At 57.2% G+C, this 18,405-nt stretch carries 15 protein-coding genes and 2 pseudogenes; 8 read left to right on the top strand and 9 right to left on the bottom strand.

Annotation, left to right across the window (positions count from 1 at the left end; translation table 11 throughout):
- The 7 genes and pseudogenes from G5358_RS15465 to G5358_RS15435 form a co-directional block, all read right to left on the bottom strand.
- A pseudogene (locus G5358_RS15465) lies at positions 1 to 308 on the bottom strand (phenylalanine--tRNA ligase subunit alpha); the annotation flags it as partial.
- Positions 309 to 684: 376 nt separating this feature from the next.
- Positions 685 to 1,904 (bottom strand): IS3 family transposase gene (locus G5358_RS15460; RefSeq protein ID WP_421324402.1). Its coding sequence is split into 2 segments (ribosomal slippage): positions 685 to 1,556 and positions 1,556 to 1,904, totalling 1,221 coding nucleotides; the frame shifts between segments, so codons are not numbered across the junction.
- A 108-nt stretch (positions 1,905 to 2,012) separates the two neighbouring features.
- The gene (gene rplT, locus G5358_RS15455) at positions 2,013 to 2,369 is read right to left on the bottom strand and encodes a 50S ribosomal protein L20 (RefSeq protein ID WP_005300683.1); all 357 of its coding nucleotides are present in this window, start codon (positions 2,367 to 2,369) and stop codon (positions 2,013 to 2,015) included.
- Positions 2,370 to 2,384: 15 nt separating this feature from the next.
- On the bottom strand, positions 2,385 to 2,582 hold the full coding sequence (rpmI, locus tag G5358_RS15450) for a 50S ribosomal protein L35 (RefSeq protein ID WP_005300673.1): 198 nt from the start codon (positions 2,580 to 2,582) through the stop codon (positions 2,385 to 2,387).
- An 86-nt stretch (positions 2,583 to 2,668) separates the two neighbouring features.
- On the bottom strand, positions 2,669 to 3,199 hold the full coding sequence (gene infC / locus G5358_RS15445; protein ID WP_234923365.1) for a translation initiation factor IF-3: 531 nt from the start codon (positions 3,197 to 3,199) through the stop codon (positions 2,669 to 2,671).
- Positions 3,200 to 3,220: 21 nt separating this feature from the next.
- A complete protein-coding gene (gene thrS, locus G5358_RS15440) occupies positions 3,221 to 5,149 on the bottom strand; it encodes a threonine--tRNA ligase (protein ID WP_005336690.1) in 1,929 nt (642 codons plus the stop codon).
- Positions 5,150 to 5,382: 233 nt separating this feature from the next.
- On the bottom strand, positions 5,383 to 5,970 hold the full coding sequence (locus G5358_RS15435) for a tetratricopeptide repeat protein (protein WP_184233683.1): 588 nt from the start codon (positions 5,968 to 5,970) through the stop codon (positions 5,383 to 5,385).
- Between the two features lie 173 nt (positions 5,971 to 6,143).
- Between G5358_RS15435 and G5358_RS15430 the strand changes: the two genes are divergently transcribed.
- Positions 6,144 to 7,199 carry a PA0069 family radical SAM protein gene (locus tag G5358_RS15430; protein ID WP_323912451.1) on the top strand — a complete coding sequence of 352 codons (1,056 nt, stop codon included), beginning with the start codon at positions 6,144 to 6,146 and terminating at the stop codon, positions 7,197 to 7,199.
- A gap of 171 nt (positions 7,200 to 7,370) precedes the next feature.
- Here G5358_RS15430 and G5358_RS15425 read toward each other — a convergent pair whose 3' ends face one another.
- Complete coding sequence (locus G5358_RS15425) at positions 7,371 to 7,526, bottom strand: hypothetical protein (protein ID WP_005336695.1); 156 nt, start codon at positions 7,524 to 7,526, stop codon at positions 7,371 to 7,373.
- Positions 7,527 to 7,788: 262 nt separating this feature from the next.
- Here G5358_RS15425 and G5358_RS15420 point away from each other — a divergent pair, with 262 nt between their 5' ends.
- Entirely contained in the window at positions 7,789 to 9,186 is a 1,398-nt protein-coding gene (locus tag G5358_RS15420) for an alpha-amylase family protein (RefSeq protein WP_254204264.1), read from the top strand.
- Between the two features lie 107 nt (positions 9,187 to 9,293).
- Here the strand turns inward: G5358_RS15420 and gyrA are convergent, their stop codons facing one another.
- The gene (gene gyrA / locus G5358_RS15415; protein WP_216953553.1) at positions 9,294 to 12,041 is read right to left on the bottom strand and encodes a DNA topoisomerase (ATP-hydrolyzing) subunit A; all 2,748 of its coding nucleotides are present in this window, start codon (positions 12,039 to 12,041) and stop codon (positions 9,294 to 9,296) included.
- A gap of 198 nt (positions 12,042 to 12,239) precedes the next feature.
- On the opposite strand from gyrA, the gene ubiG reads away from it, so the two are divergent.
- The 6 genes and pseudogenes from ubiG to G5358_RS15385 form a co-directional block, all read left to right on the top strand.
- A complete protein-coding gene (gene ubiG, locus G5358_RS15410) occupies positions 12,240 to 12,956 on the top strand; it encodes a bifunctional 2-polyprenyl-6-hydroxyphenol methylase/3-demethylubiquinol 3-O-methyltransferase UbiG (RefSeq protein WP_042053701.1) in 717 nt (238 codons plus the stop codon).
- Positions 12,956 to 13,651, top strand: a complete 696-nt coding sequence (locus G5358_RS15405; RefSeq protein ID WP_113739506.1) for an HAD family hydrolase — start codon at positions 12,956 to 12,958, stop codon at positions 13,649 to 13,651. The genes ubiG and G5358_RS15405 overlap by 1 nt, the downstream gene beginning before the upstream one ends.
- A 621-nt stretch (positions 13,652 to 14,272) precedes the next feature.
- Positions 14,273 to 16,540, top strand: a complete 2,268-nt coding sequence (nrdA, locus tag G5358_RS15400; RefSeq protein WP_323908400.1) for a class 1a ribonucleoside-diphosphate reductase subunit alpha — start codon at positions 14,273 to 14,275, stop codon at positions 16,538 to 16,540.
- 80 nt (positions 16,541 to 16,620) lie between these two features.
- Positions 16,621 to 17,754, top strand: a complete 1,134-nt coding sequence (gene nrdB, locus G5358_RS15395) for a class Ia ribonucleoside-diphosphate reductase subunit beta (RefSeq protein ID WP_216953550.1) — start codon at positions 16,621 to 16,623, stop codon at positions 17,752 to 17,754.
- On the top strand, positions 17,751 to 18,074 hold the full coding sequence (yfaE, locus tag G5358_RS15390) for a class I ribonucleotide reductase maintenance protein YfaE (RefSeq protein ID WP_421249835.1): 324 nt from the start codon (positions 17,751 to 17,753) through the stop codon (positions 18,072 to 18,074). The genes nrdB and yfaE overlap by 4 nt, the downstream gene beginning before the upstream one ends.
- A gap of 125 nt (positions 18,075 to 18,199) precedes the next feature.
- Positions 18,200 to 18,405: pseudogene (locus G5358_RS15385) on the top strand (IS3 family transposase); the annotation flags it as partial.

The following is an 18,405-nucleotide window of genomic DNA, read 5'->3' as shown; positions in this document are numbered from 1 at the left end:
TTCTCGATGCGGCGGCCCGGCAGGCTGACATCGATGGTCTCGGCGGCCAGCTTCTGGTTCAGCACGGCGACTTCGAGCGCTTCACGACGCTCGTTCAGCGCATCCTGAACCTGCTGTTTTGCCTGGTTGATCACGGCGCCCGCGGCGGGACGCTCTTCGGCAGACAAGGCACCCAGGCCCTTCATCTGCTCGGTAAAAAAGCCCTTTTTACCCAGATATTTGACCCGGATTTCGTCGAGGGTCGCGATATCGCTCACGCCCTCAATTTCGGCTCTGGCCTGGCCGACTACTTCTTCAAGCTGTTGCATGTCTTCCTCGTCACCACTCCCGATACAGGAGCCTTTAGGCTAAATAAGGTCAAGAGGGGAATAATACAAAAAAAGCCCCTTCGCTGACCATAGTTAAGGTGGGCTTTTCTCCCTACAAATCATTTTGTTATATCAAGCGAGTCTCATCGATTTACCGTCACTCTTTAAATAGTAGAATAAAGACATGGTTTGTTGGCATACAATCCATTTATAGAACTAGTGATCTCCCACATGTCACTTTGTATGGAGAAAACTGTAGCGCGTGTAAAACAGTGGACAAAACGTGGACGGGAGAAAGAAAAACGTGATGTAAAACCGTGAATGACATGTCTAGTCCTGAAATAGGTTTACACATTTTCAACTAGCATTTTTCTACTCAGAACCCTCTATGTACCGCATCGGGGGTTCTGTATTTCAACGCATGATGCGGCCGCTCCATGTTGTAAATATTCACAGCTTCACGCACCATTTCCCGCGCTTGCGTCAAATCCTGCGGGCTTTGCAACAACAACTCTCCTTTCAAAATCCCGTTCACCCGCTCCGCCAACGCATTCTGGTAACAGTCATACCCATCCGTCATCGAGCATTTCACCCCGTACCGTTCATGCAATGACTGATACAGCCCCGAGCAATACTGCACGCCGCGGTCTGAGTGATGGATTAGCGCCCCGCCGCCACGTCGTTGCTTCAGTGCTTTCTTGAACGCCATCGCCACCGATTCGGCGTGCATCCCTTCGTGCACGTGATGGCCCACTATCTTGCGTGAGTACGCATCCGTCACCAGGCTCAGGTACAGCGGTCCGCTCCTGGCTGGCAGATAGGTGATATCTGCGACCCAGACCTGCTCCGGGGCCACCGGTGTGACCTGCTCTGGCCCCGCCTTGAGCAAGTTGGGATGACGGTAGAAACGGTGAAAACTGTGGGTGGTCTTGTGATAAGCCCGTCTGGGTGGCACCAGCAGGCGGTGCTCGGCCAATATCCGAAACAGCCTGTCACGCCCGACCTTGAGCCCGCCATCATCCTGACCCTGCAGCAGATAATGCAGCTTGCGAGTGCCCATCCGAGGTTGTCGCAGTCGAACCTGACGCACAAAACGCACCACCTGCAATCCCTGTGCATGGCGCTCATCGGCGACCCGATTGCGCTTGTAGTAAGCCTGCCGGCTTATCCCCAGAAACAGGCAAGCCCTGACAATGGTCAGCCTCTCGACTTGCCGCTGCGAGAGGACTTGCCGGGTCGCTTTTTTACGATGGAGACGCCGTAGTCATTCTTCAGTACATCGACGACGGCCTCAAAGAACTGGGCCTTCTGACTCATCAGCGCCAGCTGTTGCTCAAGTTCCTTGATGCGCTGTTCGGGCGTCTGGTTGTCGTGGTCAGGCATGGTGATGCTCCTGCCGGCGCGCACAGAAGCCCCCTGGCTCCAATCTTGCCGACCATGTTTACGCAACCATACCAGAACAGTGGAGCGGCCCTGAATGCCATAACGCACCTGAGCCTGTTTGTAGGTGAGCTCGCCTTTTTCAATCTGCTCGACCAGTGCCAGTTTAAAAGTCAGTGAGTAATCGCGCTGTGTTCGTTTCACACCTTGTCCCATCGGGTTCTCCATGTATTGGGGGGAAAGGTGTAAACCATATTCAGGACGGGACAACAGATACAAAAAAGGAGGCCTAAGCCTCCTTTATTTTTGATAACAGTGCTGGAATTAGACCAGAGCTGCTTTAGCTTTTTCAACCAGGGCGGTGAAAGCCAGCTTGTCGTGAACGGCGATATCGGACAGGATCTTGCGATCGATCTCGATAGAAGCCTTCTTCAGACCGTTGATCAGACGGCTGTAGGACAGACCGTTCTGACGGGCAGCAGCGTTGATACGCGCAATCCACAGCTGACGGAATTGACGCTTTTTCTGGCGACGGTCACGGTAGGCATACTGACCAGCTTTGGTTACCGCTTGTACCGCTACGCGGTAAACACGGGAACGGGCGCCGTAGTAACCCTTGGCGGCTTTCATTACTTTCTTGTGACGAGCACGAGCAGTCACACCACGTTTAACTCTTGGCATTTTTCACATCCCCCCTTATGCGTACGGCAGACAAGCGACAACACGTTTGTGGTCGGCAGCGGAAACAAAAAACTTCGGTCCCAGCTGACGCTTACGCTTACTGCTCTTCTTGGTCAGGATGTGACGCAGGTGGTTGTGCTTGCACTTGAAGCGACCTGAGCCAGTCTTCTTGAAGCGCTTTGCGGCGCCCCGGTTGGTTTTCATCTTCGGCATTTCATACTCCGCATTGTGAGTGACAACAAAATCGCAAGGCGAACCGACTCATGGAGCGAGCCCCATGAGTCAATTTCTTGTGGGCCTTAAGATTTCTTCTTAGGTGCGAGGACCATCACAGCTTGACGGCCTTCGACTTTCGGGAACGATTCGACTACGGCTAACTCTTCCAGATCGTTCTTGACGCGCTCAAGAACCTTGATACCAAGATCCTGGTGTGCCATTTCACGACCACGGAAGCGCAGGGTGACCTTAGCCTTGTCCCCGTCTTCCAGAAAGCGAACCAGGTTGCGTAGTTTTACCTGATAGTCGCCTTCGTCAGTGCCAGGACGGAATTTGATCTCCTTGACCTGGACGACTTTCTGCTTTTTCTTCTGTTCTTTGGTGGTTTTGCTCTTTTCGTAGAGGAATTTGCCGTAATCCATGATCCGGCAAACGGGCGGCTCGGCGTTCGGACTGATCTCGACCAGATCCACTTCGGCCTCTGCGGCCAAGTTCAGTGCTTCCTGGATAGATACGATGCCAAGAGCTTCGCCATCCAGACCAGCCAAACGAACTTCTTTCAGACGGATCTCTTCATTGATCCGGTGAGCGCGGGCTTGCGGTTGCTTGCCCAGTTTTTTTCCGCCTTTTATAGCTTATTCCTCCACTTTCTTTTGTCCGCGGGTCTGAACTTCCTGGGTCAGCAGAGCGATGAACTCTTCAACAGGATAAGTGCCCAGGTCAGCCCCTTTACGAGTCCGTACTGCAATCTTACCGGCTTCAACTTCTTTATCGCCGCAGACCAGCATGAAAGGTACTCGCTTCAAAGTATGCTCGCGGATTTTAAAGCCAATCTTCTCATTTCTCAAGTCCGCTTTTGCGCGAAGGCCCGCATCATTCAATGCTTTGGCTACTTTCACCGCATAATCGGCCTGATTGTCCGTGATATTCATGACCACAGCCTGAGTCGGAGCCAACCAGGTCGGGAACAGACCGGCGTACTCTTCAGTCAGAATACCGATGAAGCGCTCGATAGAACCCAAGATGGCCCGGTGGATCATCACAGGTACATGGCGATCGTTGTTTTCGCCCACATAAGTGGCACCCAGACGACCAGGCAGGGCAAAGTCGAGCTGCACGGTACCACATTGCCACGCACGATCAAGGCAATCGTGCAGGGTAAATTCAATTTTTGGACCGTAGAACGCCCCTTCACCCGGCTGCAAATCGTACTTCAGACCGTTGAGCTCCAGCGCTTCGGCCAGCGCTTTCTCGGCGCGATCCCACATCTCGTCAGAGCCGATACGCTGCTCGGGACGAGTAGAGAGCTTGACCACGATGTTCTCGAAGCCAAAGGTACCGTAGACGTCATAGACCATACGAATACAGCCGGAGACCTCTTCCATGATCTGCTCTTCGGTACAGAAGATGTGAGCGTCATCCTGAGTGAAACCGCGCACCCGCATCAGACCGTGCAGGGAACCGGACGGCTCGTTGCGGTGGCAGGAACCAAACTCGGCCATACGCAGCGGCAGATCGCGGTAGGACTTCAGACCCTGGTTGAAAATCTGGACGTGACCCGGGCAGTTCATCGGCTTGATGGCGTACTCGCGGTTTTCGGACTGGGTGGTGAACATGGCCTGGGCATACTTCTCCCAGTGACCTGAACGCTCCCACAGGACGCGGTCCATCATGAACGGACCTTTCACTTCCTGATAGTCGTACTCTTTGAGCTTGCCGCGGATAAAGGTTTCCAGCTCACGGAAGATGGTCCAGCCATCGTTGTGCCAGAACACCATACCGGGTGCTTCTTCCTGCATGTGATACAGGTCGAGCTGCTTGCCGATCTTGCGGTGGTCGCGCTTGGCGGCCTCTTCCAGACGCTGCAGATAGGCCTTGAGTTGCTTCTTGTCAGCCCAGGCGGTACCGTAGATACGCTGCAGCATCTTGTTGTTGGAGTCGCCACGCCAGTAGGCGCCGGACATCTTCAGCAACTTGAAGTGGTGGCAGTGACGCATGTTGGGCACGTGCGGGCCGCGACACATGTCGATGTACTCTTCGTGATGATAGAGACCTGGCTGGTCATCACGGGCAATGTTCTGATCCAGGATTTCGACTTTGTAAGACTCGCCGCGCGCCTCGAATACATCGCGCGCTTCTTGCCAAGAGACTTTCTTCTTGATGACGTCGTAATCCTTGGCTACCAGCGCCAGCATGCGCTCTTCCAGGGCAGCCAGATCTTCATCGGTCAAGGTACGGTCAAGATCAACGTCATAGTAGAAGCCGTTGTCGATGACAGGACCGATGGCCATCTTGGTCTGGGGCCAAAGTTGCTTGATAGCATGACCCAACAAGTGGGCGCAGGAGTGGCGCAGGATGTCCAGACCTTCTTCGTCTTTGGCAGTGATGATGGCCAGCGCTGCATCGGCTTCGATCAGCTCGCACGCATCCACCAGTTCACCGTTTACCCGACCGGCAATGCACGCCTTGGCGAGACCGGGACCGATGTCCGCAGCCACATCCATGACGGAAACAGAGTGGGCAAATTGACGTTGGCTGCCGTCAGGCAGAGTAATGATTGGCATTATGTGTTTCCTTATACAGTGGTGACCCCTACCAAAGGTCACATGCGGGATGGAAAAGAGATTCAAAAAGGTGATGTTCTGGTTCTCCACAGCACTTTGCGAAGACGGCCTGACACGCAAACAGCATGTCTAACATGACAAACCAAGCCAAAACGGCCCCCATGCTACCAGAAGTCGGGCGTGCTGTATCGGATTTGCAGATATTTTCTACAGTCAAATGAGTCGCCTGCCGACTATTCACCAAGCAGGGATTGCCAGTTGAAGTCAAAGTCACTGCTCCCCTCCTCGGCCAGCGCCAGCTCTTGCAGCACCTGAAGCGCCAGCTTGTTGCCCTTTTGTGCCGCCTGATAGAGCCACTGCTTCGCCTGAGGCAGATCGACCCTGCCGCTGACCCCCATCAGATGAAGGACGCCGACTTTCAGCATGGCCGGGACATCACCATTGCGGGCAGCCTGATCCATCCAGTGAAAGGCTTGGCGCAGATCTCGCTTGACCCCAACACCGCGCAGATAGAGCTCTGCCAGCCGATATTGGCCGAAGGGATCCCCTGCCTGCGCCGACTGGCGATAGAGGCTGATGGCCTGATGGATATCCTGCTCGCTCCCCTGCCCCACCTCATGACTCCAGCCCATCAGGGCTTGCGCCCGAGGTTGGCCTTGATCGGCCAGTGGCGACCAGATCCGGGTCGCCTCATCGAAGTGACCGGTACGCCAGGCACGGTTGGCGGCAGCCATCTCCTGCTCGGTGGAGAGCGGAAGCAGACGCCAGATAACAAGGGCAAGCAGACCGATAAACAGCCAGCGGGAAGTGGTGGGTCTCATGATGATTTCCGTGATCCAGTTCTCATTTTGTCTATGTAAACGAAATGTAGCGCCGCGATCAAGCTAGAGATCCCCACGAAAACCCTTTTTGCACCCGGTCGACCAGCAGTTGTTGTCATTTATCCGGAGCACCTGCAAAATAACTGTATGTATGAACAGTGTCGGTGCACACCATGGCAGGACGAGGCAGTCCCCACAATATCGATCACCGTTTTAGCGGCCCCCTTGTCGAAGCGGTCGATGACGGCTGGCAACCATCAGATTGGGATGCCGCCTTTACTCCTTCTGTCCCTGGCACCGAGGTGCGAGAGATCGATGCACGCAGCATCATCAGCTACAACAGCTCGCCGGATGTCCCCTTTGGTCGCTCCATCAACCCCTATCAGGGGTGCGAACACGGCTGCATCTACTGCTATGCCAGACCCAGTCACGCCTATCTGGAGCTCTCCCCTGGCCTCGATTTCGAGAGCAAGCTGTTTGCCAAACGCAATGCAGCCGACCTGCTGCACCGGGAGTTTGCCAAACCTGCCTATCAGCCACAAACCATCTTCATTGGCGCCAATACCGACCCCTATCAACCCATCGAGCAGCGCTATCGCCTCACCCGCCAGTTGTTGGAAGTGATGCTGGCACACCGCCACCCGGTCGGACTCATTACCAAGAGCGCCATGATCTTGCGCGACCTCGATCTGTTGACCGAGCTGGCCAGAGAGGGACTGTGTCAGGTGATGGTGTCGGTGACGACCTTGAACGAAACCCTGCGGCGACAGTTGGAGCCCCGCGCCAGCACGGGTGCCGGCCGCTTGAAAGTGATCGAGAAGCTGGCCAACGCTGGCGTGCAGGTGGGGGTACTGGCCGCCCCCATGATCCCGCGGCTCAATGAACCGGAGCTGGAGCAGATCATCAAATCGGCCGCCGAGGCAGGCGCCAGCTGCGCCGATTACATCCTGCTGCGCCTGCCCCACGAGCTGGCGCCGCTATTTGGGGACTGGCTCGATACCCACTATCCGGGCCAGAAGGAGGCTATTTTGAATCAGTTGCGAGCCAGCCGCGGTGGCGGGCTCAACAGTACCGCCTTCGGCACCCGCATGCGCGGCGAGGGGCACTTTGCCGATCTGCTGGCCCAGCGCTTTCGCCTTATCAGCAAGCGCCTTGATCTGGGCAGACGCCATATTCAGCTCAGGCTGGATGGGTTTATCCGCCCCGGGGAGCAGCTGTCGCTCTTCTAATCCCCCCTTTTACGCCCTGCATACATCAGATGCACAACCCTTGCCTGCCAAGAGGTTGAGAGGAAGGCCTGCCGCAACACATCCTGTGGAAACCCCGCTTTTCAGAATTTTCCAACGAAGTAGCCATGTCGCGACAAGAAAGCGCTACCCGGTAAAGAGAGGGCTAACGCCTTAGCCTGCGCGCTGATCCCGACCCTGCTGCACCATTTCAACCGGCAGTCGCGAGGGTTCATGGGCCACTTCGTGCTCATCCTCTTCATACTGCGGCACCTCTGATTCGCCCCATACCCGGCTCCACCAAATTTCCCACGTGATCCAACTGGTCATATGCAGCTCCTGACGGTGAAGGTGATAGCAACAACGCACCACTCGCCCGGCAGGATAGCGGCTGGGAATGACAGGGAAATGACAAAAAAATCAGTTGTAAAAAGGCAACTGGCGGTGGCGAGGAAAAGCCGAAACAGTTCACATATTCGGCGAAATCACTCTGAAAGCGGTCACAAATCTGCAGGTTGTGGATTGCAGCTCACTCTGTTCCCACCAAAGCTGGGTTGCCCATTCAGGCATCTATAAAAACAGGGACACAATAATGAAACACACAGCGGGAATATGGGCGATCGCAGGCATGCTGATCGCCCCCTTGGCGCACGCCGACGTCATACTGCACGCCTTCAACTGGAAGTACAGTGAAGTGACCGCCAAAGCCGACCTTATCAAGTCGGCCGGCTACAAACAGGTACTCATCTCGCCGCCTCTCAAGTCATCAGGCAACGAATGGTGGGCCCGTTACCAGCCGCAGGATCTGCGCCTTGTCGACTCACCCCTTGGCAATAAACAGGATCTCGAGCAGCTGATCGCCGCCATGAAGGCGCGGGGCATCGCCGTCTATGCCGATGTGGTGCTCAACCACATGGCCAACGAAAGCTGGAAACGCCAGGACCTCAACTATCCCGGCAACGAGCTGCTGCAAAGCTACGCCAGCAACCCGGCCTATTTCGAGCGCCAGAAACTGTTTGGCGATCTGGGGCAAAACTTCCTCTCCGGTCAGGATTTTCATCCCGAAGGGTGCATCAGTGACTGGAGCGATCCGGGTCATGTCCAGTATTGGCGTCTCTGTGGCGGTGCCGGTGACAAGGGGCTGCCGGATCTGGATCCCAACAACTGGGTAGTCAGCCAGCAACAGGCCTATCTCAAGGCGCTCAAGGGGATGGGGATCAAGGGCTTTCGGGTCGATGCGGTCAAACACATGAGCGATTACCAGATCAATGCCGTGTTCACCCCCGAGATCAAACAGGGGATGCATGTGTTTGGCGAGGTGATCACCACAGGGGGCGCAGGCAGCGCCGATTACGAGCGCTTCCTCAAACCCTACCTCGACAGCAGCTGCCAGGGTGCCTATGACTTTCCGCTGTTTGCCTCCCTGCGCGGGGCGCTAGGGTATGGCGGCAGCATGAACCTGCTGGCAGATCCGGGAGCTTATGGTCAGGCGCTGCCGGGTAGCCGCGCCGTCACCTTTGCCGTGACCCACGACATCCCCACCAACGACGGCTTCCGCTATCAGATCTTAAGCCAGACTGACGAGAAGCTGGCCTATGCCTATCTGCTCGGCCGCGATGGTGGCTCGCCACTGGTCTATTCGGATCACGGCGAGACCCAGGCCAAGGATGGACTGCGCTGGCAGGATTACTACCAGCGCTCCGATCTCAAGGGGATGATCCGCTTCCACAATGCGGTGCAGGGTCAACCGATGCAGCTGATCGGCAGCGGTGACTGCTTCGTGCTGTTCAAACGGGGCAAACAGGGGCTGGTCGGCCTCAACAAGTGCGACTATGAGCAGGAGTACTGGCTCGATACCGCCAAATTCGAGATGAACTGGTATCGCAACTATCGTGACGTGCTCGACCAAGACGCCGTGGTCAACGTGCAGAGCCAGTGGGTACGGGTCGCCATTCCCGCCCGCAGCGCCAAAATGTGGCTGCAGGAGTGATCCAGCCGTAAGATCAGCGGAGAGTCATAAAAAGCAGACAAATAAAAAGAGCGGCCACCAGGGTCGCTCTTTTTGCTCAGAGACGTTGCTCGGGTAACTGATGACGATTACTCGTCGCCCGCTTCCCCTGCATCGACCGCATCAGTGCCGGTCGCGGTATCGGTACCTTCAGATACCTCACCGTCAACAGCCAGTGCGTCGTTCTCGTCTTCGTCGCTCTCGGCGATGCGCTGCAGGCCAACCACGGTCTCGTCTTCACCGGTACGGATCAGACGGACACCGCCGGTGTTACGGCCAATGACGCTCACCTCGGCAACACGGGTACGCACCAGGGTGCCGCCGTTGGTGATCAGCATGATCTGGTCGGTATCTTCGACCTGGATCGCATCGATCACCTTGCCGTTGCGCTCATCCACCTTGATGGAGATAACGCCCTGGGTACCACGGCTCTTGGTCGGGTATTCGGCCAACGCAGTCCGCTTGCCGTAACCGTTCTCGGTGGCGGTGAGGATGGCACCTTCGCCGCGCGGAACGATGAGGGAAACCACCTTGTCACCGGCGCCCAGCTTGATGCCACGGACACCGGCGGCGGTACGACCCATCGGACGCACGCCCTTGAAGGTGCCCTTGCTTTCGGTGCCTTCGCCGTTGTCGCTGCCATCATCGTCGTTGCCAGCATCATCGTCGGTTTCGACCTCATCGCTGGCATCCGCATCGGCGCGACCGCTGCCTTCGGCGAAGCGAACGACTTTGCCCGCGTCGGAGAAGAGCATGATCTCGTTGCTGCCGTCGGTGATATCCACCCCGATCAGCTCATCGCCCTCTTTGAGGTTGATGGCGCGGATACCGGAGGAGAGCGGACGGCTGAAGTCAGAGAGGCTGGTCTTCTTCACGGTACCGTTGGCGGTGGCGAAGAAGACATACTTCTCGGCGTCATATTCCTTCACCGGCAGGATAGCGGTGATACGCTCACCCTCTTCCAGCGGCAGCAGGTTGATGATCGGACGACCACGGGCGCCACGGGATGCTTCCGGCAGCTGGTAAACCTTGAGCCAGTAGACCTTGCCACGGGTGGAGAAGCACAAAATGGTGTCGTGGGTGTTGGCCACCAGCAGACGCTCCACAAAGTCCTCTTCCTTGATCCGGGTGGCCGACTTGCCACGACCACCGCGGCGCTGGGCCTCGTAGTCGGAGAGCGGCTGATACTTCACATAACCCTGGTGAGACAGGGTAACCACCACATCTTCCGGGGTGATCAGATCTTCGATGTTGATCTCGGCACTGGACATGCTGATCTCGGTGCGACGCTCGTCGCCATACTGCTCGCGCACGGCCAGCAGTTCATCGCGGATCACTTCCATCAGACGAGCCGGGCTCGCCAGGATGTGCAGCAGCTCGGCGATCAGGTCCAGCAGAGATTGGTACTCTTCCAGGATCTTCTCGTGCTCAAGGCCGGTCAGCTTGTGCAGACGCAGGTCAAGGATGGCCTGGGCTTGTTGTTCGGTCAGGAAGTATTGACCTTCACGGATACCGAACTCGGGCTCCAGCCACTCGGGCCGTGCCGCGTCGTCGCCCGCTTTTTCCAGCATGGCGGCCACGTTGCCGAGTTCCCAGCCCTTGGCAACCAAGCCCGCTTTCGCGTCGGCCGGGGTCGCGCTGTGACGGATCAGCTCGATGATGGGATCGATGTTGGCCAGCGCAACCGCCAGACCTTCCAAAATGTGCGCCCGATCCCGCGCCTTGCGCAGTTCGAACACGGTCCGGCGAGTCACCACTTCACGGCGGTGCAGCAGGAACGCATCCAGGATCTCTTTAAGGTTCATCACCTTGGGCTGGTTGTTATCGAGCGCCACCATGTTGATGCCGAACGTGGTCTGCATCTGGGTGTGCTTGTAGAGATTGTTCAGCACAATCTCGCCGGACTCGCCGCGCTTGATCTCGATAACGATGCGCATGCCGTCTTTGTCAGACTCATCGCGCAGGGCACTGATGCCCTCGATCTTCTTCTCTTTGACCAGCTCGGCGATCTTCTCGATCAGTCGAGCCTTGTTCACCTGATAGGGGATCTCGTGAACGATGATGGTCTCGCGACTGGTCTTCTCGTCCACTTCAACTTCAGCTTTGGCCCGCACATAGATGGAGCCACGACCGGTACGGTACGCCTGCACGATGCCGGAACGACCGTTGATAATGCCGCCGGTGGGGAAATCCGGGCCGGTGATGTAGGTCATCAGCTCGTCAATGGTGAGGTCGCCGTTTTCGATCAGCGCCAGGCAGCCATTGACAATCTCGGTGAGGTTGTGAGGCGGAATGTTGGTCGCCATGCCCACCGCAATACCGGAGGAGCCGTTGACCAGCAGGTTGGGAACCTTGGTAGGCATGACCGCCGGGATCATCTCGGTGCCGTCATAGTTCGGCACCCAGTCCACGGTCTCTTTGTCCAGATCAGCCAGCAGCTCGTGGGAGATGCGGGCCATCCGCACTTCGGTATAACGCATCGCCGCGGCGCTGTCGCCGTCGACTGAACCGAAGTTGCCCTGACCATCGACCAGCATGTAACGCATGGAGAAATCCTGCGCCATCCGGACAATGGTGTCATACACAGCGCTATCGCCGTGCGGGTGATATTTACCGATTACGTCACCGACCACACGGGCCGATTTTTTATAGGGCTTGTTCCAGTCGTTCCCCAACTCGTTCATAGCAAACAGAACGCGGCGGTGAACCGGTTTCAAGCCATCACGCACATCCGGCAGAGCTCGTCCTACGATCACGCTCATGGCGTAATCAAGATAGGAACTCTTGAGCTCTTCTTCGATGTTGACCGGCGTGATCTCTCTGGCCAGATCGCTCATAGAAAGCCTTATCCCTAATTAGTTGTTCTTTGGCTTAAACAGCGCGACATGGTAACACACTGAGCCAAATACCTTAAGCCACAAATCGGGTATCAGATCGGGCTGGTGTGACAAAGTCCGTCCGTTATAATGCCCGCCAGGACAATAGATTGCGCCCATGACTCAGAAGCGGGCGCCCTGCCACAGGATCTTCGAAAAATGAACAGTGATGCCAATGTCGATCTGACAGAAATCGCCAAGTTTGAAGCCATCGCCTCCCGCTGGTGGGACATGGAAGGTGAATTCAAACCCCTGCATCAAATCAATCCGGTACGCCTTGACTGGATCACCGACAAAAGTGGCGGTCTGTTTGGCAAGCGCATTCTCGATATCGGATGTGGTGGCGGTATTCTCTCCGAGAGCATGGCCCGCCGTGGTGCCAGGGTCACCGGCATCGACATGGGCAAGGAGCCCCTCGGCGTCGCCCGCCTCCACGCTCTGGAGCAGGGTGTCGAGCTCGAGTACCGCCAGATCACTGCCGAAGCCCATGCCGCCGAAGTGCCGGGCCAGTATGACGTGGTCACCTGCATGGAGATGCTGGAGCATGTGCCGGACCCCGCCTCCGTGCTGCGCGCCATCGCTACCCTGGTGCGCCCGGGCGGACGGGTGTTCGTCTCCACCATCAACCGCAACCCCAAATCCTATCTGATGATGATCATCGGGGCCGAATACCTGATGAAGATGGTGCCCAAGGGTACCCACGATCACAAAAAATTCATCACCCCGGCCGAACTGTGTCGCATGGGTGAAGCCGCGGGCCTGTTGGTGCGCGACATGAGCGGCGTCCACTACGCCCCCCTCACCAACCAGTTCAAGCTCGGCAAGAATGTCGACGTCAACTATATGGTGGAGTTTGTCCGCCCGGAGCACGGCTGATGAGCGCCTCTCGCCCTCTTCCCCTGCGCGGTGTGCTGTTCGATCTGGACGGCACCCTGCTCGACACAGCCCCGGATCTGGGAGCCGCCGTCAACCATGTACTGATCAGCGAAGGCTTTGCACCGCTCTCTGACGACATCATTCGTCAGACCACCTCCCACGGAGCGCTCGGGCTGCTGAAAGCGGGCCTCGGCGATGAACTGCTTGAAGAGCTGGGGGCCACCCGCCTGCGCAATGCCCTGCTCGACTACTACGCGGCCAATCTCTGCGTCGGTACCCGTCCCTATGAGGGAATGGTGGATCTTATCGAGTGGCTCGACGAGAAACAGCTCCCCTGGGGCATCGTCACCAACAAGCCGGGCTTTCTCACCGAGCCACTGCTGGCAGCCCTGCCACAGCTTGCCAGCTGCGGCGTCACCGTCAGTGCCGATACCCTGCCAGTACGCAAGCCCGACCCCGCCCCCATGTTCTTTGCCTGTGAGAAGCTGGGGGTCGAGGCGGCTCACTGCCTCTATGTGGGGGATCATGTGCGGGATATCGAAGCGGGCCGCAATGCTGGCATGCGCACCGCCGTCGCTGGTTGGGGGTATCTCAATGATGAGGAAGACCCCGCCCAGTGGGGCGCTGATCTGCAGTTTGATACCGTGCAAGCCCTGCACCACTGGCTGCGCTATGAGTTGACGGCCAAGGTGTAACGGCAGCCTTACCGGCTGACATGTGATAACGGGGTGGAGAGACTCTCCGCCCCCTGAATCTCTTCCTTTACGCTCCCGCGTCCTGCGCCACCGTCACTCCTCTATTGATGGATAATAAAGGCAACTTACCGCCTGTTGGATACCCATTTGACAAGCTCATAGCCGTCACAAAGCGGCCACAACACCCCATCGTCTGATGCAAAGCCCTTGCCACGCTGAGCCCGCGGCTAGAACAACTGGACAGCTTTTGACCCTTATTGCATAAGGGATAATCAGCCGCCGTTTGCTAGTAAAAAGCACCCTGTTCCGCAAGCAAAAAAAGTTATTTAAATTTTCCATCTTCGATCGGGAGACTTGCATTTAGCGGAGCGGACGAATGAAAACCCGCTCACTGTGAGCGGTCACTAACTGAGGTGGCAAGACTCACAATTTATCCACAGCTCGTCACTTATCCACACATTGCAATGGCGGGCTGACCTCACTATCTTGTAGCTCGAACTTAAAATAACACTACATCTTGTGATTCATCGCACAATCTCTACCCAATACCTGCACATCGCCGGGCAAGGGTGGTGTCATTGTGCGATGGTTTTTCGGGAATCAACTAAAGGTCATCAGCCAATGAACTTGTTTGTGACGAAGCGTAACGGACACAAAGAACCCATCGATCTGGATAAAATTCACCGCGTGCTGGACTGGGCCGCCGAGGGTCTGGACAACGTGTCGGTCTCTCAGGTGGAACTCAAGTCCCACATCCAGTTCTATGACGGTATCCGTACCGCAGACATTCACGAAACCATCATCAAGGCGACGGCTGACCTCATCTCCGAGCAGACCCCGGACTACCAGTACATGGCCGCCCGTCTGGCCATCTTCCACCTGCGCAAGAAGGCCTACGGCCAGTTCGAACCGCCCCACCTCTACCAGCACGTGGCTCGTCTGGTGGACATGGGCAAGTACGACAAACACCTGCTGGAAGACTACACCCAGGCTGAATTCGAAGAGCTGAACGCGCACATGGATCACTGGCGCGACATGAACTTCTCCTACGCGGCGGTCAAGCAGCTGGAAGGCAAGTATCTGGTACAAAACCGTGTCACCGGCGAGATCTACGAGAGCCCGCAGTTCCTCTACATCCTGGTAGCGGCCTGCCTCTTCTCCAAGTACCCGAAAGATACCCGTCTGGACTACATCAAGCGCTTCTATGATGCGGTCTCTACCTTCAAGATCTCCCTGCCGACCCCGATCATGAGCGGCGTGCGCACCCCGACCCGTCAGTTCAGCTCCTGCGTACTGATCGAGTGCGACGACAGCCTGGACTCCATCAACGCCACCGCCAGCTCCATCGTGCGTTACGTCTCCCAGCGCGCCGGTATCGGCATCAACGCTGGTCGCATCCGCGGTCTGGGCAGCCCAATCCGTGGCGGCGAGGCGTTCCACACCGGTTGCATCCCCTTCTACAAATACTTCCAGACTGCCGTGAAGTGCTGCTCCCAGGGCGGCGTGCGCGGCGGTGCGGCCACCCTGTTCTACCCACTGTGGCACACCGAAGTGGAAAGCCTGCTGGTTTTGAAGAACAACCGCGGCGTGGAAGAGAACCGTGTCCGTCACATGGACTACGGCGTGCAGATCAACAAGCTGATGTACCAGCGCCTCATCAAGGGCGGTGACATCACACTGTTCTCCCCGTCCGATGCGCCGGGTCTGTACGATGCGTTCTTCGCGGATCAGGACAAGTTCGAAGAGCTCTACGTCAAGTACGAGCAGGATCCGGCCATTCGCAAGAAGACCCTCAAGGCAGTCGATCTCTTCTCCCTGATGATGCAGGAGCGTGCCGGTACCGGTCGCATCTATATCCAGAACGTCGATCACTGCAACACCCACAGCCCGTTTGATCCGAGCGTGGCGCCAGTGCGCCAGTCCAACCTCTGCCTCGAGATTGCGCTGCCGACCAAGCCGCTCAACAACATCGACGACGAGAACGGCGAGATCGCCCTGTGCACCCTCTCCGCCTTCAACCTGGGTGCCATCGAGAAGCTGGAAGATCTGGAAGAGATGGCCGATCTGGCCGTACGCGCCCTCGATGCCCTGCTCGACTATCAGGACTACCCGATTGCCGCCGCCAAGAAGGGCAGCATGGGTCGTCGTACTCTGGGGATCGGCGTCATCAACTACGCCTACTACCTTGCCAAGAACGGTGCCCGCTACTCTGACGGCTCAGGTCTGGCCCTGACTCACCGCACCTTCGAGGCGATCCAGTACTACCTGCTGAAAGCCTCCGTGCAGCTGGCCCGCGAGTTCGGCCCCTGCCCGCTGTTTGGCGAGACCACCTATGCCCAGGGCATTCTGCCGATCGACACCTACAAGAAGGATCTGGATGCGCTGTGCAACGAGCCGCTGCATCTGGATTGGGAAAGCCTGCGCGAAGAGATCAAATCCGTGGGTCTGCGCAACTCCACCCTGACCGCCCTGATGCCGAGCGAGACCTCCAGCCAGATTTCCAACGCCACCAACGGTATCGAGCCGCCGCGCGGTTTGGTCTCGGTCAAGGCGTCCAAAGACGGCATTCTCAAACAGGTAGTGCCCGAGTATGATCGCCTGAAAGATCAATACGAACTGCTCTGGAAGCAACCGAGCGTTGACGGCTACCTGCAGCTGGTCGGTATCATGCAGAAGTTTGTGGATCAGGCGATCTCCGCCAACACCAACTACGATCCGGCCCGTTTCGAAGGCAACAAGGTGCCGATGAAGCAGCTGCTGAAGGACTTGCTGACCGCCTACAAATACGGCCTCAAGACCCTCTACTATCACAACACCCGTGATGGTGCAGACGACACCCAGACCGACCTGCAAGATGACGGTTGTGCTGGCGGGGCTTGCAAAATCTAAGTCACGGCAAGATCTGATAACCGGGCGGGAGCGACAAGCTCCCGCTCTCCTGTTTTCTCCATACAGACATTCTGGTAACCATGGCCTATTCAACTTTCTGCCAAACCCAAAACGACCAGCTCAAAGAGCCGATGTTTTTTGGCCAATCGGTCAACGTAGCCCGTTATGACCAGCAAAAGCACGAAGTGTTCGAGCGGCTGATCGAAAAGCAACTCTCCTTCTTCTGGCGCCCGGAAGAGGTGGATGTCTCCCGTGATCGCATCGACTATCAGGCCCTGCCCCCCCACGAGCAGCACATCTTCATCTCCAACCTGAAGTACCAGACCCTGCTGGACTCCATTCAGGGGCGCAGCCCCAACGTGGCCCTGCTGCCGCTGGTATCCATTCCGGAGCTGGAAACCTGGATTGAGACTTGGGCCTTCTCCGAGACCATCCACTCTCGCTCCTACACCCACATCATCCGCAATATCGTCAACACCCCCGCCCAGGTGTTCGACGACATCGTGACCAACGAGCAGATCTTGAAGCGCGCCGGCTCCATCAGCCATTTCTACGACGACCTGATCGAAGCGACCGCGCTCTACAACCTGCATGGTGAAGGTACCCACACCGTCGCTGGCCGCGAGGTGACCATCACCTTGCGCGAGCTCAAGAAGAAGCTCTATCTCTGCCTGATGAGCGTCAACGCGCTGGAAGCAATCCGCTTCTACGTCAGCTTCGCCTGCTCCTTTGCCTTCGCCGAGCGTGAACTGATGGAAGGCAACGCCAAGATCATCAAGATGATCGCCCGCGACGAAGCGCTGCATCTCACCGGCACCCAGCACATGCTGAACCTGATGCGCAGCGGTCAGGACGACCCGGAGATGGCCGAGATCGCGCTGGAGTGCGAGCAAGCCTGTTTCGACCTGTTCAAAGAGGCCGCCATTCAAGAGAAAGAGTGGGCCGAGTACCTGTTCCAGGGCGGCTCCATGATCGGCCTGAACAAAGACATCCTCTGCCAGTATGTCGAGTACATCACAAACCTGCGGATGGCCGCGGTCGGCCTGCAGCCAGCCTTTGCCGGCACCAAGCAAAACCCGATCCCCTGGATCAACACCTGGCTGTCGTCCGATAACGTGCAGGTCGCCCCGCAAGAGGTGGAGGTCAGCTCCTATCTGGTGGGTCAGATCGACAGCGAAGTCAATGCCGATGACCTGGGTGATTTCGAGCTGTGAGTGACGCCACCAACACGCTGACCCCTGCCCCGCACGCTGCTGCCGAACAGCAGGCGGTCGTGGCTCCACGGGTACATACCCGGGATGGTGCCGTGCTGCACGCCCATCCCGGCGAAAGCGTGTTGGAGACCCTGGAGCGCCATGGTCATCATGTGGAGTTCCAGTGTCGCAGCGGCTATTGCGGCGCCTGCCGCACTCCGCTGATGGCTGGCAAGGTGCACTACCCCAATGTGCCGCTGGCATTTGTCGCCCAGGGGGAGTGCCTCCCCTGCTGCTGCACACCGGTCGGCGCCATCCGGCTGGATATCCAGAAGAGCTGACGCAGCCACAGACTGGCAACTCGCACAAAATAGAAAGCCGCCGGAGCAATCCGGCGGCTTTTTTGTCTCTTCTGTCCCGTCCTGAATATGGTTTACACCTTTCCCCCCAATAAATGGAGAACCCGATGGGACAAGGTGTGAAACGGACACAGCGCGATTACTCGCTGACTTTTAAATTGGCACTAGTCGAGCAGATTGAAAAAGGCGAGCTCACCTACAAACAGGCTCAGGTGCGTTATGGCATTCAGGGCCGTTCCACCGTTCTGGTATGGTTGCGTAAACATGGTCGGCAAGATTGGAGCCAGGGGGCTTCTGTACGTGCCGGCAGGAG

The organism is Aeromonas sp. 604176, assembly GCF_049170755.1.
GTDB classification, from domain to species: domain Bacteria; phylum Pseudomonadota; class Gammaproteobacteria; order Enterobacterales; family Aeromonadaceae; genus Aeromonas; species Aeromonas veronii_A.
This window is presented reverse-complemented; position numbering and strand designations above follow the sequence as displayed.